General features: G+C 59.9%; 18 protein-coding genes. 7 read left to right on the forward strand and 11 right to left on the reverse strand.

Annotation, left to right across the window (positions count from 1 at the left end; genetic code table 11):
* The 7 genes from ABFX23_RS16655 to ABFX23_RS16685 all read right to left on the reverse strand — a co-directional run.
* Positions 1-422, reverse strand: a 422-nt coding sequence (locus ABFX23_RS16655) for a DUF305 domain-containing protein (protein ID WP_346034083.1), incomplete at its 3' end; no start/stop codon positions are given.
* Positions 419-832, reverse strand: coding sequence for an ion channel (locus ABFX23_RS16660; RefSeq protein WP_230293302.1), 414 nt, complete (start codon positions 830-832; stop codon positions 419-421). The genes ABFX23_RS16660 and ABFX23_RS16655, both read right to left, overlap by 4 nt.
* Positions 829-1,572, reverse strand: a complete 744-nt coding sequence (locus ABFX23_RS16665) for a glutaredoxin (protein WP_230293301.1) — start codon at positions 1,570-1,572, stop codon at positions 829-831. Before ABFX23_RS16665 ends, ABFX23_RS16660 begins: the two co-directional genes overlap by 4 nt.
* A gap of 295 nt (positions 1,573-1,867) precedes the next feature.
* The gene (locus ABFX23_RS16670; protein ID WP_219148345.1) at positions 1,868-3,241 is read right to left on the reverse strand and encodes an APC family permease; all 1,374 of its coding nucleotides are present in this window, start codon (positions 3,239-3,241) and stop codon (positions 1,868-1,870) included.
* Positions 3,242-3,361: 120 nt separating this feature from the next.
* Positions 3,362-5,572 carry a copper-transporting P-type ATPase gene (locus ABFX23_RS16675; RefSeq protein ID WP_346034084.1) on the reverse strand — a complete coding sequence of 737 codons (2,211 nt, stop codon included), beginning with the start codon at positions 5,570-5,572 and terminating at the stop codon, positions 3,362-3,364.
* A gap of 143 nt (positions 5,573-5,715) precedes the next feature.
* Positions 5,716-6,549, reverse strand: a complete 834-nt coding sequence (locus ABFX23_RS16680; protein WP_346034085.1) for an AlbA family DNA-binding domain-containing protein — start codon at positions 6,547-6,549, stop codon at positions 5,716-5,718.
* Between the two features lie 63 nt (positions 6,550-6,612).
* Positions 6,613-6,885, reverse strand: a complete 273-nt coding sequence (locus ABFX23_RS16685; protein WP_230293298.1) for a DUF5676 family membrane protein — start codon at positions 6,883-6,885, stop codon at positions 6,613-6,615.
* A 104-nt stretch (positions 6,886-6,989) separates the two neighbouring features.
* Here ABFX23_RS16685 and ABFX23_RS16690 point away from each other — a divergent pair, with 104 nt between their 5' ends.
* Positions 6,990-7,274 carry a metal-sensitive transcriptional regulator gene (locus tag ABFX23_RS16690; RefSeq protein ID WP_046905158.1) on the forward strand — a complete coding sequence of 95 codons (285 nt, stop codon included), beginning with the start codon at positions 6,990-6,992 and terminating at the stop codon, positions 7,272-7,274.
* Positions 7,275-7,321: 47 nt separating this feature from the next.
* On the opposite strand, the gene ABFX23_RS16695 is transcribed toward ABFX23_RS16690, so the two are convergent.
* From ABFX23_RS16695 to ABFX23_RS16710, 4 genes are read right to left on the reverse strand one after another with little or no spacing between them, the layout of a single operon-like run.
* Positions 7,322-7,600 carry a hypothetical protein gene (locus ABFX23_RS16695; protein WP_169780772.1) on the reverse strand — a complete coding sequence of 93 codons (279 nt, stop codon included), beginning with the start codon at positions 7,598-7,600 and terminating at the stop codon, positions 7,322-7,324.
* Between the two features lie 38 nt (positions 7,601-7,638).
* Positions 7,639-8,106 (reverse strand): DUF411 domain-containing protein, encoded by a 468-nt coding sequence (locus ABFX23_RS16700; protein ID WP_230293297.1) that lies wholly within the window; start codon positions 8,104-8,106, stop codon positions 7,639-7,641.
* Positions 8,103-8,789 (reverse strand): class I SAM-dependent methyltransferase, encoded by a 687-nt coding sequence (locus ABFX23_RS16705; RefSeq protein WP_230293296.1) that lies wholly within the window; start codon positions 8,787-8,789, stop codon positions 8,103-8,105. Before ABFX23_RS16705 ends, ABFX23_RS16700 begins: the two co-directional genes overlap by 4 nt.
* Positions 8,790-9,464, reverse strand: a complete 675-nt coding sequence (locus ABFX23_RS16710) for a DUF2231 domain-containing protein (RefSeq protein WP_053059237.1) — start codon at positions 9,462-9,464, stop codon at positions 8,790-8,792.
* 99 nt (positions 9,465-9,563) lie between these two features.
* On the opposite strand from ABFX23_RS16710, the gene ABFX23_RS16715 reads away from it, so the two are divergent.
* The 6 genes from ABFX23_RS16715 to ABFX23_RS16740 all read left to right on the forward strand — a co-directional run bounded on the left by ABFX23_RS16715 (position 9,564) and on the right by ABFX23_RS16740 (position 14,409).
* Complete coding sequence (locus ABFX23_RS16715) at positions 9,564-9,860, forward strand: hypothetical protein (protein ID WP_230293295.1); 297 nt, start codon at positions 9,564-9,566, stop codon at positions 9,858-9,860.
* Positions 9,861-9,863: 3 nt separating this feature from the next.
* Entirely contained in the window at positions 9,864-10,298 is a 435-nt protein-coding gene (locus ABFX23_RS16720) for a periplasmic heavy metal sensor (protein ID WP_219148329.1), read from the forward strand.
* A 6-nt stretch (positions 10,299-10,304) separates the two neighbouring features.
* The gene (locus ABFX23_RS16725) at positions 10,305-10,865 is read left to right on the forward strand and encodes an RNA polymerase sigma factor (protein ID WP_230293294.1); all 561 of its coding nucleotides are present in this window, start codon (positions 10,305-10,307) and stop codon (positions 10,863-10,865) included.
* A gap of 56 nt (positions 10,866-10,921) precedes the next feature.
* Positions 10,922-12,751: a copper resistance system multicopper oxidase gene (locus tag ABFX23_RS16730; protein ID WP_230293293.1), complete on the forward strand. Its 1,830-nt coding sequence runs from the start codon at positions 10,922-10,924 to the stop codon at positions 12,749-12,751.
* A complete protein-coding gene (locus ABFX23_RS16735) occupies positions 12,751-13,866 on the forward strand; it encodes a copper resistance protein B (protein WP_230293292.1) in 1,116 nt (371 codons plus the stop codon). Before ABFX23_RS16730 ends, ABFX23_RS16735 begins: the two co-directional genes overlap by 1 nt.
* Before the next feature lie 99 nt (positions 13,867-13,965).
* Complete coding sequence (locus ABFX23_RS16740; protein ID WP_230293291.1) at positions 13,966-14,409, forward strand: YybH family protein; 444 nt, start codon at positions 13,966-13,968, stop codon at positions 14,407-14,409.
* Positions 14,410-14,427 lie beyond the last annotated feature (18 nt).

Here is a 14,427-nt window from a genome sequence, read left to right on the forward strand (position 1 = left end):
ATGATCGCTTGAGCGAGTTCGCGCACGCGAGGATCTTTCAGGCTCGCGCGTTCGCTGGTCATGATCGCGATCGAGTGGTGCGGGATCATCGCTGCCATATATTCGGTATCGTCGACGGTGGTCTGGCTGCGCACCAGCCATAGTGCGAGCGCGAACACAAAGGCGCCGACACCCAGAATGATGAAGTTCTTGGTCCGGTCCTTGTACATGCCCCACATGAAGAGCAGCATGACGACCATCATCATCGCACCCATGACGAACATCATCCAGAAGCGCGTTTCGCTCCAGAAAAGATCATCGACGGTAAAGGTGTTGGCATACATCAGGAAGAACATGATCACGGTCGAGGTCGACACCATGGCCATGAACCGCCAGTAGCTGCCGCCCCCTCCCTTGTCCGAATGGGAGGTCTTTTCAGTCATGCTTTTTCTCCTTTGTGCATCATGGTCCAGAATAGCTGCGCCGAGCAGCTGATGAGAGCGAAGCCGGTGAGGGCTTCGACGCCGGCGAGAACCCGCAGGTGATCGGTTGGGAAAATGTCCGCCAGACCGAGCGTCGTCACGTTGATCAAAGAAAAATAGAAATAGTCCATCGCGGTCATCGCGCCGGCCTGCCGGAAGCCGCCCAGACCCAGCTCCTCGCCGATCCAGAAGCCGGCGGCGAAGAACGCCGCGACGGTCAGATGCGAGAAAAGAACGAGCAGTGCGATGCCCAGCTTGTGCAGAAGGCTGCAGTTTTGCTCGAGCAGCGTATGGCCCGCATTCAGTATGACGAGGTGCGAGCCCACCGATAATAAGAACAGCGAGGTCGCCAGGATCAAAGCGAGGATCATGTAAAGACTTTGAGACCCATCCAGAGCCCCATCCCCATCATGAACAGGTTCTCGGTCAGCGAGACGAAGCCGAGCGGGACGTTGCTGCTGCCCCCGACGCAGGCGCATTTGAGCTCACGCTTGTCAATATAGACGGCCTTGAAGACGCTCACTGCACCGATGGTTCCGATAAAAAGCGCCAAAGGAGCCGACAGCCATACCAGCGCTCCAGCGGTCATCAGGATGCCGGCCGCCGCTTCGCCAAAGGGATAGATGAAGGAATAGGGAACCCACCGTTTGGCGAGCAGATCGTAATTGAGGAACATGGTGGAGAAACTGCGCACGTCCTGGAGTTTCTGAACGGCGAGCAATGTCATCGAAAGGCTGACGAACCATTCGGCGGCCCGAACGGTGAAGAGATCGTCAAAAAACGCCCAGCTTAGCCCGAGCGCGAGCAGCAGCGCGACGGCGAAAATCGCAATGACCGGCTGATAGCTTGTTTCGCCCTCTTCGGGTTGGCTGCGACTCTTACCGAAATACTCGCGCACGTCATCATATCCGCCGATCCGCTTGTCATCGATAAAAGTCTGCGGGGTCGTTTCGACGCCGTGCTCTTCCTTGAACGCGTCGGTCTCCGAGCGGCTTGTCAGATGATTGTCTTCGACCTTGAAGCCCTGGCGCTTCAAAAGGTCGACAGTTTTGATACCGTAGGGACAAGTGTGGTCGTCCATCACCATACGGTAAACACGCGCAGTTTTCATGCCTTTACAGCCCCTTGTTCACAAGCACAGCCCGGGGCTGCTTATTCCAATCCAATGTTCGTTCTGCGTTTTCGTTTCATCGTTTGGAAAAAACAAACGCTATTCATCTCAAACGCAGACTGCCCTTCCCATACTCTCGTTCTGTCAATCATGAGCGCCGCTTCGCACGGGCCAGACCAGCAACTTTGCGGCTATTGAATGGCAGCCGAATAAACACAGACGTGTGCGCCCGCCCGATCTTACAGCTCTACCTCAAAAAAGATTTGACTGGGCTGCCAGGCAACCAATGCGGTGGTCAGGGATGCTCTTGATCGCCGCTGTGGCCATCGCTAATGCGCTCCGCGGGATCGCTGCTTGTTGCTTTGCGCTGGCCGGACAGGAAGATCCACTGCCCCAAGAAAACGATAGCGATCCCGATGATCGCATAAGCGACAATTGCAGGATCGCTGCGCAGTTTGGTCACGGTAAAGGCTGCCAGGACCACGCCATCTGCAGCTAACGCAGCCAGGAGTATCGTCGCCCGTGCGCCAACCTCCTTGCGCAGGTTGCGCAGGACGCCCCAATGAACCAGCATGTCCATGACAAGGTAAAAAAAGGCACCCAGCGACGCGATCCGCGACAGATCGAACAGGACGGCGAGCGTGCCGGCAATGACCACGGTATAGACAAGCATGTGGCTTTGTATCCCGCCGCTCATGCCGAAATGGCTGTGCGGAAGCAACTTCATGTCGGTCAGCATCGCTAACATGCGTGAGGCAGCAAAGACACTTGCGATCACACCTGAAATGGTGGCCGTGAGAGCGATGACGACAGTGAAGTAGAAGCCCATCTGCCCGAATGCAGGACGCGCTGCTGCCGCCAGCGAATAGTCGCGTGCCTGTACGATTTCTGAGATGCTGAGGCTGGAACCGACGGCCAGTGCGACAAGCAGGTAAATCACGATGCAGACGGCGATCGAGACCATGATCGTGCGCCCGACATTCTTGTGCGGATCGACCATCTCGCCGCCACTGTTGGTGATCGTGGTGAAGCCTTTGAAAGCCAGAATCGAAAAGGCGACCGAGGCAAGCAAAGCATCGGCTTTCGATAGCTCTACCGGCTCCGAGAATGCGCCGCCCGACAGTCCGCTGGCCCAGATCGCGGCAACCGCGAAAATCGCGATCCCGCCAACCTTGATTGCCGACATGACAACCGAAAAGCCGCTGACCGACTTGTTGCCCGCCGCATTGACCAGATAGGCAAAGACGATAGCGGCGAGCGCCACTGCGGACACAAGCCAGCCGGTGTCTTCCAGACCAAAGGGTCGCAGGGCGTAGGTTGCGAAGGTTCGTGCGACGAGGCTTTCGTTGATAATCATCGACAGCGCCATCATCATCGCAGCCGCTGAGGCGACGACACCCGGCCCGTATGCCTTCTGCAAGATCATCGCGATGCCGCCCGAGGACGGCCATTTGTTCGACATCTTGATGTAGCTGTAGGCTGCCAGCGAAGTGACGAGAGCGCCAGCAACAAAGGACAGCGGGAAGAGCGGACCGGCAAGCTCTGCGATCTGACCGGTGAGCGCAAAAATGCCCGCACCGATCATGACGCCGGTCCCCATGGCAACGCCGCCAAGCAGCGTGATGCTGCCCTTGTTCAGACTGTCTTCGTGCGCCGAATGGGTATCCATGTGGTTATCCTCTCATTGGCTTGCGTCGCGCTTCCATCTTCCGCGGATGACCGGCTCTGCCGCAATGCACAGGCATTGTGGCAGGGATCAGGGATGGGGTTCTGTTCGATTGCCTGACGTTCACAGCTTCGCGCTGCGAAGTCTGAGCGAGTTCAGGACTACCGAGATGGAGGACGCGCTCATCGCGAAGGCGGCGAACATCGGACCAATCAGGATGCCGAAGAACGGATAGAGGACACCGGCCGCGACGGGCACGCCCGAGGCGTTGTAAATGAGCGCGAAAAACAGATTCTGCCGAATATTGCGCATCGTAGCCCGGGCGAGTTTGCGGGCCCGGACGATCCCGTCGAGATTGCCTTTGACGAGCGTGATCCCCGCGCTCTCGATCGCAACATCCGCGCCCGTGCCCATCGCAATGCCGACATCGGCCTGGGCCAGCGCCGGAGCGTCATTGACCCCGTCACCGGCCATGGCCACCTTGGCACCGCCTTCCTGCAATTCGCGGATGAGCCGCGCCTTGTCCTCGGGAAGCACACCTGCGCGGATGTCGTCGATACCGAGCCGGGCGGCAACCGCCTGCGCAGTCCGCTCATTGTCGCCGGTCGCCATGATAATTGTAAGGCCGAGATTGTGGAGGTCCGCGATGGCCGCCGGAGTGGTTTCCTTGACCGGGTCGGCAACGCTGATGAGGCCGGCAATCTTGTCAGCAACGATCACGAACATGACGGTTTCGCCTTGGTCGCGGCGCGCATTCGCCCTTTCGCTGAGCGCAGCGCCTTCCAAACCGAGGTCCGTCAGAAGCGCGAGGTTGCCAAGCGCGACGCGTTTACCGGAGACCGTTCCCATGACGCCTTTGCCGGTTACGGCCTCGAACTCGCTGGCGGTTTCCATCGCGACGCCGCGTTCGTCGGCGCCGCGGACGATCGCTTCTGCGAGCGGGTGCTCCGACCCGCGCTCGAGCGACGCCGCCAAGCTCAGCACCTCGATTTCATCGTGGCCCTCCTCGGGCATGACCGCGACGAGTCGCGGTCGCCCCTCGGTCAGCGTACCCGTCTTGTCGACGATGAGCGTGTCGATTTTCTCGAAGCGCTCGAGCGCTTCGGCGTTCTTGATCAGAACGCCCGCCTGCGCCCCTCTTCCTGTCGCGGTCATGATCGACATCGGCGTCGCCAGGCCGAGAGCGCAGGGGCAGGCGATGATCAGTACCGCAACCGCAGCAATGAGGGCATAGGCAAGCGCTGGTGCGGGGCCCCAGATCGCCCAAGCAATGAAGGCGAGCACGGCTATGCCGATAACCGCGGGGACGAACATGCCGGCCACCTTGTCGGCGTACTTCTGGATCGGCGCGCGCGAGCGCTGTGCGGCCGCAACCATTTCCACGATCTGCGCGAGCATGGTGTCTGATCCGACACGTTTCGCTTCGATCACCAGGCTGCCTGTTCCGTTGATCGTTGCCCCGGTCACGGCGTCGCCCTCGACCTTTTCGACCGGGACTGGTTCACCGGTGATCATGCTTTCGTCGATCGACGAGCGGCCTTTGAGCACTACACCGTCAACGGGCACCTTGTCGCCTGGGCGGACCCGCAATTGGTCGCCAACAGCCACGTGCTCAAGGGGGATTTCTTCTTCAGTGCCGTCTGCCCTGATGACGCGGGCGGTTTTGGCTGCAAGATCAAGCAGAGCGCGAATGGCCTTACCGGTGCCTTCACGCGCGCGCAGCTCCATGACCTGGCCGAGGAGCACAAGAGTGACGATAACGGCCGCGGCTTCGAAATAGACGCCGACATGTCCCTCTGGATCGCGAAAGCCATCCGGGAAGATGTCCGGTGCCAGGACGGCGACGACACTGAAAATCCATGCGGCGAGAACGCCCATGCCGATGAGCGAGAACATGTTGAGGTTCCAGGTGCGGAACGAATTCCAGCCCCGTTCGAGAAACGGCCATCCGCTCCACAACACGACCGGTGTACCGAGCACCAGTTCAATCCATAGGGTGGCCCGCTCGCCAAATATTTCGCGCACGCCCGGCCAGCCCACATAGGGGCCCATCGTGAGAACAAGCAGCGGCAAGGTGAGGATGGCGCCGACCCAGAAACGCCTTGTAAAGTCGACGAGCTCCGGGTTCGGTCCGTCATCGACCATGGCCGCGGATTCGAGTTCGAGACCCATGCCGCAGATCGGGCACGACCCCATCTTTGGCTGCCGGACCTGCGGGTGCATGGGGCAGGTATAAACCGGTCCGTCATAACCAGCGGGAACGAGATTGTAGCGGCCGTCATCACCGGCAACGGCTTCGCCGTGGCCGCTATGGCTGCAATTAGAATGGTCCATCATCGTCTCCCTGGGTCTGGATAAAGCTGTGCGAAAGTTCCGCCGACAAGGCTGAACTGGGCAGACAGGCGGCGGCGTGCGCTGCTGGCGTGAAACGGGGAACGAGATCAGCCGAACCTGCCGATCCATGGCTGACGATCATTTCAAGTCTGCCGTGCATATTCTTTTCCGCGCTGCGAAAGGTGAGTGTGCGCTTCGCGCGCATCCAATTCCCGTGTACTGTTGCCGGCGCGGAGCATGAAGCGCGCCACTCCATTGTCGAGAAAATAGATCGGTTCGAGGCTCTTTTGTGCGATCACGCGGCAAACAGTTCGGCCATCGAGATCGTGAAAGTAGCAATGGATCAGGGCGCAGGCGTTACCGCCGAGTGCTGATCGTATCGCGTCCATCATCACGCGCTCGAACCCGTCCTTATTGGGGTGCTTGAGAGTCTTCAGATCGGCCTCGATTCCTACGATGCCCCCGCTATCGTCGACGCCGATGAGCAGCGTGCCGCCATCATTGTTGAGAAATCCGGCAATCGTTTTGACCACGACCTGTTGAAGGCTTCGATTTGCGCGCTGCTCACGCGTATCCCAACGCAGCGACGATTTGAATTCCAGCTGTGCGCCCTCGCCTCGGGCGATGAGCAGCGGCAGCTCTTCGGCCAATTGATGCTCCAGAGAGCGGATTATCTGGCGATCAGCCATGAGCCGCAGATGATAAAGACCAAACGCCAGGCCGATTGCGCCGCCGATCACCGCGAAAGCCAGGCTCATGGGCAGCATTTCGATTTCAAATGCCGGGCTCAGTCGATCGACCGCCGAGCCCAACTGCTCAGCAAATGGCACGCTCGCCGCTGCTGCCCCTCCAGACCCATAAACGAGCGCGGTGAGCGGATGAAGGATTAAGACGCCCAGCACTGCCCCGATAACCGTATGCAGGGCCAATCCCCTCTTTTTGCTGAAAGACGAACCGGAAAAGAGTGTGCTGTGCATTGTCATAGGCTTTGCGACCTGTGCGGAATTCGCGGCAGCGGATAAATCCACATTGCCGGTTCTTCACCCGATCCTTTTTCTGAAATAGCGGACGAGCGGGACCCCTAGGATCGCGATATACCAGCCATAGAGAAAGCTGCCGATAGCCCCGGCGAAGAAGCCAGGCCATGTCAACCAATCGAAGCCTGGCAGCAAAGGCGCCCATGCTTCATGCATATGGAAAGTATCGGGCGCGATCAGGCCAAAGGCCACGCAGAGCAGATAGGTAATCAGCAGAAAGACGCTGAGAGCCCAGCCCCAGGCAAGGATTGAACCTTTCGTCGTCGCATTGGTCATCTTTGTCTCCGTCGTATACTATAGGGGGGTATAGTGTATTGCGAACTGCTTTGCAACTGTGTCAAAAGCAGTCAGGAATGAACTCGGCGTCTGGAGAGAACGGCATGAGCGATGATCAAAACCCCAAGTTCCGTGATGTCTTGACCCGAATGCGCAAGATCGAGGGGCAGGCGCGGGGAATATCGAGAATGATGGAAGAAGAGCGCTATTGCGTCGATATCTTGCAGCAGATCCTCGCGCTCGAAGCCGCCGCGCGCGCCGCCAGGACCAAAGTACTCGACATCCATACCAAGCACTGCATCGAACAGGCGCTCTCATCGAACAACAAGGCCGATCAATCGGAGAAGATCGCCGAACTTCTCACTCTCATCGAGCGCATGGCCCGTTAGACCGTCTGGAGCCGATTGAATTGTCGGCTCCAGACGCCAAAGGCTGGTCAGTCGTGCTTGTGTTCGGTCTGCGGCTTTTCAGCCTCGGCGGCCTTTTTCTTGCCATGGCCGGACTGGCCATGGTCCATTTTCGAATGGTCCATCTTGGAATGGTCCATCATCTGGCATGACATTTTTCCGTCCTTGTCCTTCTTCATCATACCCTGCATTTTCTTGCCATCGTGCATCATCTCGCACATTTTGGGCTTTTCAGAAGGGGCCTCCTGAGCAAGGACCGGGCTTGCCGAGAAAGCAAGCGCGCCAGCGACGGTGAGGATCATTTTCATCATTATTCTCCAAAAGTTGGGGGCGTTTTCTTGCCCGTTCAGGGGTAACTTGCGAAAACCGTACGGCCGCCGGGCCCAAAGGCGATGACGTCATAGGGTTGCACACGGTTCTCGTATTCCATGCCAGGCGAACCCAGCGGCATGCCGGGAACGGCAAGTCCGGTGACGCCTGCCGGGCGCTCGCGCAGCAATTTTGAGATTGCTTCTGCCGGGACGTGACCTTCGATGACATATCCCTCGATCACCATCGTATGGCACGACCACAGATCGGAAGGTACGCCCTTGTCGGCTTTCACCGAACCCATGTCGGTGGTGTCGACAGTCGCAACCTCGGCGTCCATGCCGTTCTCGAAATGGTCGGCCCATTTGAGGCAGCAGCCGCAGCCGGGATCGCGATACATCGTGTAGGTGGCCGCCTGGGCAACGTTCGAACAGGCGGCAATTACCAGGAGGGCTGTTGCGGCGAACGAGTTGCGAAAGCGCTTTCGCGCAAACGTGCGGGTCATGCATGGGGACCTTTCTTGTAGCCGCGCCAGAGCGATATCGCTCCGGTGGCGGTCGGGAAGACGTGAAGCCTTTCGGCGTCGGTGAAAATTTCGGCAAGCTGCCGCTCCAGGATACCGTCGGCATTGGGCTGCGTGTCTTCGACACCGTCGAGCTGCTGCACCGTGGCGCGGAAAAGCTTGCGCATAAGGGCGGAGTCCTGAGCCATATAGTCGGCAATCAGCACCATGCCTCCGGGCTGGAGCAAATCGTGCATCTGCTCCAGGATTGCCCGCTTTTCACCCAGCGGAACCTGATGAAAGACGAGGCTGCTGACGATCTTGTTCGGCTGCCATCGCGCGGTCAGGTCGAGGGTATCGAGAAAGCCATTGTGCCAACGGATCAGATCCGCCCCGGCGCCAAACTTGCGGCGCGCGATGGCCAGTGCGGCCGGATCGGGCTCGACACCGACGAGACCCGCGTGCGGACAGCTGATCATAAGATCGCGAAGCAAGGTGCCGGTTCCGCACCCAACATCGATAAGATGATCGCCGAGCGCAAGATTGGCGGCGCGGACAACCGCGCGCCGCCATGTCCGCTCACGTGTAAACAAGGCGAGGGTGAGGTCATAGACCGGGGTCAGCCAGGCTTTGCCAAGGGCTGGCGTGAAGGCTCGGTCGCCTTGAGGAGCGGCTACCCGTCCCACCTACATGATGCCCATATGATTGGGCCCATGCACCATCTCCCCGCCGAAATAGCCTTGTACGATGAGCGCCGCAGCGATCAGCGCCAGAAGCAAGCGCAGCGCGCCTCTCCCCTTTCCGCGCGCAGCAACCCACCAGGCGAGGAGGCTCAATATGGCAATCGTCGTGCCGTTCCAGCGGTGAATGGCGAGATTTTCCGACCGGTCCAGCAGTCGCCATCCACCCGCAAACCATCCGAGCAAAGCCGCAACGACCGCCCCGATCGCGCCGCCGGCTACGAGAAACCGGATCGTCGTCTCAAGCCCCAAGGTCGGGCGCACCATCAAGGCGAGTTCGGCGAGTGCGGCGACGAGGAGAAGCGCAATCGGGAAATGCGCCGCGACCGGATGAAGGCGCGACAGAAGGTCCTCTGCCGAGGTCAGGCGGTTTTCCGTGATTTTCTGCTGCATCATGTCTTCAGGCGACATGGACTGCTGCGCGTTCGGCCTGTCCATCTCTTCCCCGGGCGGCGCAAGCTCGCCGGCATGGGCGTCGTCCGGCATGGCCATACCCTCCTCCATCGCCAGCATTTCAGCGTCGGACATATTGTCCTGATGCCCTTCATGCGCGTGCAAGGGTGCCGAAAGCAGAAAGGCTGCGAAGAGGGCGGCGAGGCCAAGGCGGGTGAATATGCTCATATGCCTTGATACGCGCGAGAATATCATACCCCTCAAGTATTTTTTTGAGGGCTTCGGCGGGCTGTGGCGTAAAGGAGTTACAACAGTTAGAGGTTGCCTATGTCAGATTATCCTTCCCTCGATGCTTCGCTCAAACAGCTGGCCGCGCATGATATTGTGCATGACCCGTCAGACTTCATGGATGGTGTCTGGCAGCGCGCCGGACAGCTTGGCGAGGTTGCCGATCGCCGCCGGCGTGCCGCGCTCTTTTGCAGCCTGTTCGTCATCGGCCTTGGAGCAGGCTTCGGCACGACCATCATGCCCTACAATCAGGGCTCACCTGCGAGTTCCGCCTATAATGATTTTGCGTCGAACGAGCACCTTTCTCCCGCCGCTCTCCTGCATGTCGGGAGCTAGACTTTGACGAACGGACGCCTCCTGCTTGCCGTTCTTCTTGCCGGGCTCGCGGGATGTTTGGGGGCGATCGCGGCCGATCGCTGGCTCAACCACGAAGACAATGGCAGCCTGCACCAGTTCGTGCACGAGGAACTGGTTTTGACCGAAGACCAAAATTCGCGCCTTGAGACCCTCGAAGCGCGCTTTGCTGTCGAGCGCGCAGCGCTTGAGTCGTCTTTGCGCGCAGCGAATGCGAGGCTCGCCCAGGCGATGGACGCCGAGCACGAATATGGCCCCGAAGTAAGCGCGGCGATCGACGATGTGCATGGGCAAATGGGCGAATTGCAAAAAGCCACGGTCCAACACGTCTTCGACATGCGCGAGATACTCGAGCCCGAGCAGCAGCGCCTGTTCGATCGCAAGGTCTCCGAGGCGCTCACCAGCAATTCGCGCGATTAGGCCTCCGTGACGCAGGCGCAAAGCCGGTCCGAGACCGCCCTGGTCGAAGATGCCCGCAGGGGCAGCAAGGCAGCATATGGGACGCTGGTCGAACCCCATATAGCGCGGCTTATTGCTTTGGCGACACGCATGCTTGCGTCTCCGCATCAGGCCGAAGACGCTGTTCAGGACGGGCTTGCTTCGGTCTGGGTCGCCCGGCACCGCCTGGACCCGGACCGTCCTGTTGGCCCTTTTCTGACGACAGTCGTGCTCAACAAATGCCGCGACAGGCTGCGCAAACGCAAAACGGCGCGCTTTTTCGGATTGGAAAGTGACCCAGAAACGCTGGCAATCGTCGACGACGGCCCCGATCCGCAAGAGATCGCGATGCAGCGCCAGGAATTGCGAATGCTCCTGGAGCAAATCGAGCGTCTTCCGATCCGTCTTCGCGAAGCGCTCATACTGGTCAGTATCGACGGACGCAGCCAGGCGGAGGCCGCCGAACTTCTCGGCGTGTCGGAAAAGGCAATCGAGACCCGCATCTATCGTGCCCGGCAAAAATTGCGCGACCGCCTGGAAAATTTTTGAGGGGTAGAACCGGGCCCTGCGTAGTTGAGGGTGTATCGTTCATACAGGAGCTTTCGATGGTCGCGATCAATCGCCGTAAATTTCTGGGGTCTAGCGCAAGCGGGGTCGGAATGCTTGGCCTTGCCGGTGCAATGCCCGCGTGGGCACGCGGAGGTCTCGATGGCACGATCGCGCGCCGCGGGAGCGACGTTCTGTCCGGCGAACATCTTACAATGAGCGTCGCCGACACGACCTTCACCACTGGCTCGCGCCGCGGGCCGGGTGTTGCCGTGAATGGCACCATCCCAGGACCCTTGGTGCGCCTCAAGGAAGGCCAGAACCTGACGGTCGATCTCCTCAATCGGAGTTCGCATGGCACTTCCATTCACTGGCACGGATTGCTCGTACCCTTCCTTATGGACGGTGTACCCGGGGTGAGCATGGCGGCTGTTGAGCCGGGCGATACCTATCGTTACCAGTTTCCCATCCGCCAGTCGGGCACCTATTGGTGGCACGCGCATACGCTGCAGGAGCCGCTTGGCCATTACGGCCCCCTGATCGTCGACCCGATCGAGCCCGAACCGTATGAATACGATCGCGATTATGTCGTGATGCTGTCTGACTGGTCGACCATGAGCCCCTATTCGATCATGAAGAAACTCAAGGTCGCCGAGGGCTACTTCAACTATGGCAAAACCACCTGGACCGACGACTACGACATGAGCGGCGAAGAGCGCCGAATGTGGGCGCGCATGCGGATGATGCCGACCGACATCTCCGACGTGAGCGGCGCGACCTACACCTTCCTCATCAATGGTCACGGGCCCGAAGACGATCTCGAATACCTTTTCCAGCCAGGAGAGAGGGTCCGCCTGCGCTTTATCAACGGCGCCGCGATGACCTATTTCAATATCCGCATCCCTGGCCTGCCGATGACCGTGGTTCAGGCCGATGGCCAAAACGTACAGCCGGTCGAGACCGACGAGTTCCAGATCGGTGTTGCTGAAACCTACGACGTGATCATCGAGCCGCGCGGCGAGGCCTATTCGCTCGTCGCCGAGGCCACCGACCGTTCGGGCATGGGCGTGGCGACCCTTGCCAGTCGCCCCGGCGCCCGGGCCAGCGTCCCGCCCCTGCGTAAACCGCCGCTTCTCACCATGACCGATATGGGCATGGCCGGGCACGGCGATAGCGCAGGCGCTGCTGGAGACGGGCATGCGGGTCACGGTGCAGCTGCGGCCGGTGCCGCGGCAAGCATGGATCAAGGCGCGGGTGGCATGGCCGGAATGGATCATGGCTCCAGCGGTGGATCCGAGATGGCTGGGATGGCCGGCATGTCGGGTATGAACATGCGCGATACATCACTGCTTCCGCCTAATGTGAAAGTGGGTCCAGGGATCGACTCGGTTGCCATGAATCCTATCGACCGGATGGATTTTCCTGGCCTCGGGCTCGACGATGTGAGCCACCGCGTGCTCAATTACAACCAGCTTATCGCCGCCAAGCCCAATACCGACAACCGGCGCCCGAGCCGGCTCAAGACGATCCATCTAACCGGCAATATGGAGCGGTATATGTGGTCGTTCGACGGGAAGAAGTTCGACGAGATCACCGAGCCGATTCAATTTGCCTATAACGAGCGCGTGCGCGTCAAGCTCATCAACAACACCATGATGGCGCATCCGATCCATTTGCACGGACACTTCTTCGAGCTCGTGAACGGGGCCCCGGCCGACCGTCAACCGCTCAAACATACGCTGACGGTCCAGCCCGGCGGCAGTGCGCAATTCGACCTGACCGCCAATGAACGGGGTGACTGGGCGTTCCACTGTCATCTCTTTTACCACATGCATAACGGAATGTTTCAGGTGGTGACGGTCCGACCGCTCGAGGGAGGAGAAGGCTGATGAAGCGCGCGACCATGATGATCGCCCTCCCCCTGCTCGCGGTTCCGGCAACCGCGATGGCGCAGCAGCATGATCACGATCCGCAGGCTGCCGAACCGCAGAGCCAGGCCGGGCAAGCTGCTCAAGACGACGTGGCTGCGAGCGAGGCGCACGATCACCATGCGCCGGATCAACCGCAGATGGATCACTCCCGGATGCAGCATCCTCGGGAGGAGGTCCAAGATCCGGAGGTAGTGGATCATTCGGCCATGGATCATGGGGCGGCCCAGCATGGCGCGATGCCCATGACCGGCAAGGAGGATGAGGGCGGCATGTCGCAAATGGATCATTCCGCGATGGGCCATGGAGCATCCGCCGACCATATGGCGATCCCGGAAGGCCCTCCCCCGCCTGAAGCGCTACAGGGCCCCGCCTTTGCCGCCGATGCCTTTGTCGGCGCAGAGGAAATGGCTGCGTCTCGGGCGGCCGTCACCAAGGAAGTGAGCGGAACGCCGGTATTCTGGTTTCAGGGCGACCGGCTCGAATACCGCCTGCGCGAGGGCGACGACGGCTATTTGTGGGACGTCCAGGGTTATTATGGCGGTGACTACAACAAGTTCTGGTTCAAATCCGAAGGCGAAGGCAGCTTCGGCGAGACCATTGAAAGCGCCGAAGTGCAGGCGCTTTGGAGCCGTGCCATTGCGCCTTTCTTCGATTTTCAGGCGGGCGTGCGGCAGGATTTTACCGGGCCTGAACGCACCCATGCGGTTGTGGGCATCCAAGGGCTCGTTCCCTATGAGTTCGAGGTCGATGCAGCAGCATTTCTGTCGAACAAGGGCGATCTTACCGCACGAATTGAAGGTGAAATCGATCAGTTCATCACACAGCGTCTGATCGTGCAGCCGCGCGGCGAAATCGCGCTGTCAGCACAGGACATTCCTGAACTCGGGATCGGCGCAGGGATCGATACGATTGAGGCCGGCATTCGCCTGCGTTACGAATTCGCGCGCGAATTCGCGCCCTATATCGGCATCGACCAGGAATGGAAGATCGGCAACAGCCGCGATTTCGCAAGGGCCGCCGGCGAGGACCCCAGCGTAACGAACTACGTCGTCGGCGTGCGGTTCTGGTTTTAGGTCAAGGGAGAAGAAACTGACATGATGAACACTCTATTGCGAGTGCGGGTAGTTGCACTAGCCATTGCTGCGGCGCCAGTGCCGGCTGGGGCGCAGGACATGGACCATTCCGGACATGGGACACATCATTCCGACAAGACAGGTTCGGCCAGCGAAGATGTGTCGGGCGCTGAAGATATTCTTGAGGCTTATCGCGCCGCATTGGTGTCGCGCGATGCCGAAGGCATGTCGGCCCTGTTTGCGGAAAACTCCGCGATCTTCGAGAATGGCAAGGCCGAGGGGAGTTTCGCCAATTACATGGAGCACCATCTCGGTCCGGAGCTCGACGCGATCACAAGCTTTACTTTCACCGACCCGACGCTGACGGTGACCCGTAAGGGCCATATGGCCTATGGCTACGAAACCTACGGCTACCGGATCGAGCTCGAGGACGGGCGCGTGATCGAGCGTGACGGGGTCGCGACCTCGGTCCTTTCGCACGATGAATCGGGCTGGAAGATCGTGCAGTACCACTCCTCCTCGCGCGCGCCGCGGCGGCCCTGACCCGCTACGGAGCGGCGA

The organism is Erythrobacter westpacificensis, assembly GCF_039542285.1.
GTDB lineage: Bacteria > Pseudomonadota > Alphaproteobacteria > Sphingomonadales > Sphingomonadaceae > Alteraurantiacibacter > Alteraurantiacibacter westpacificensis.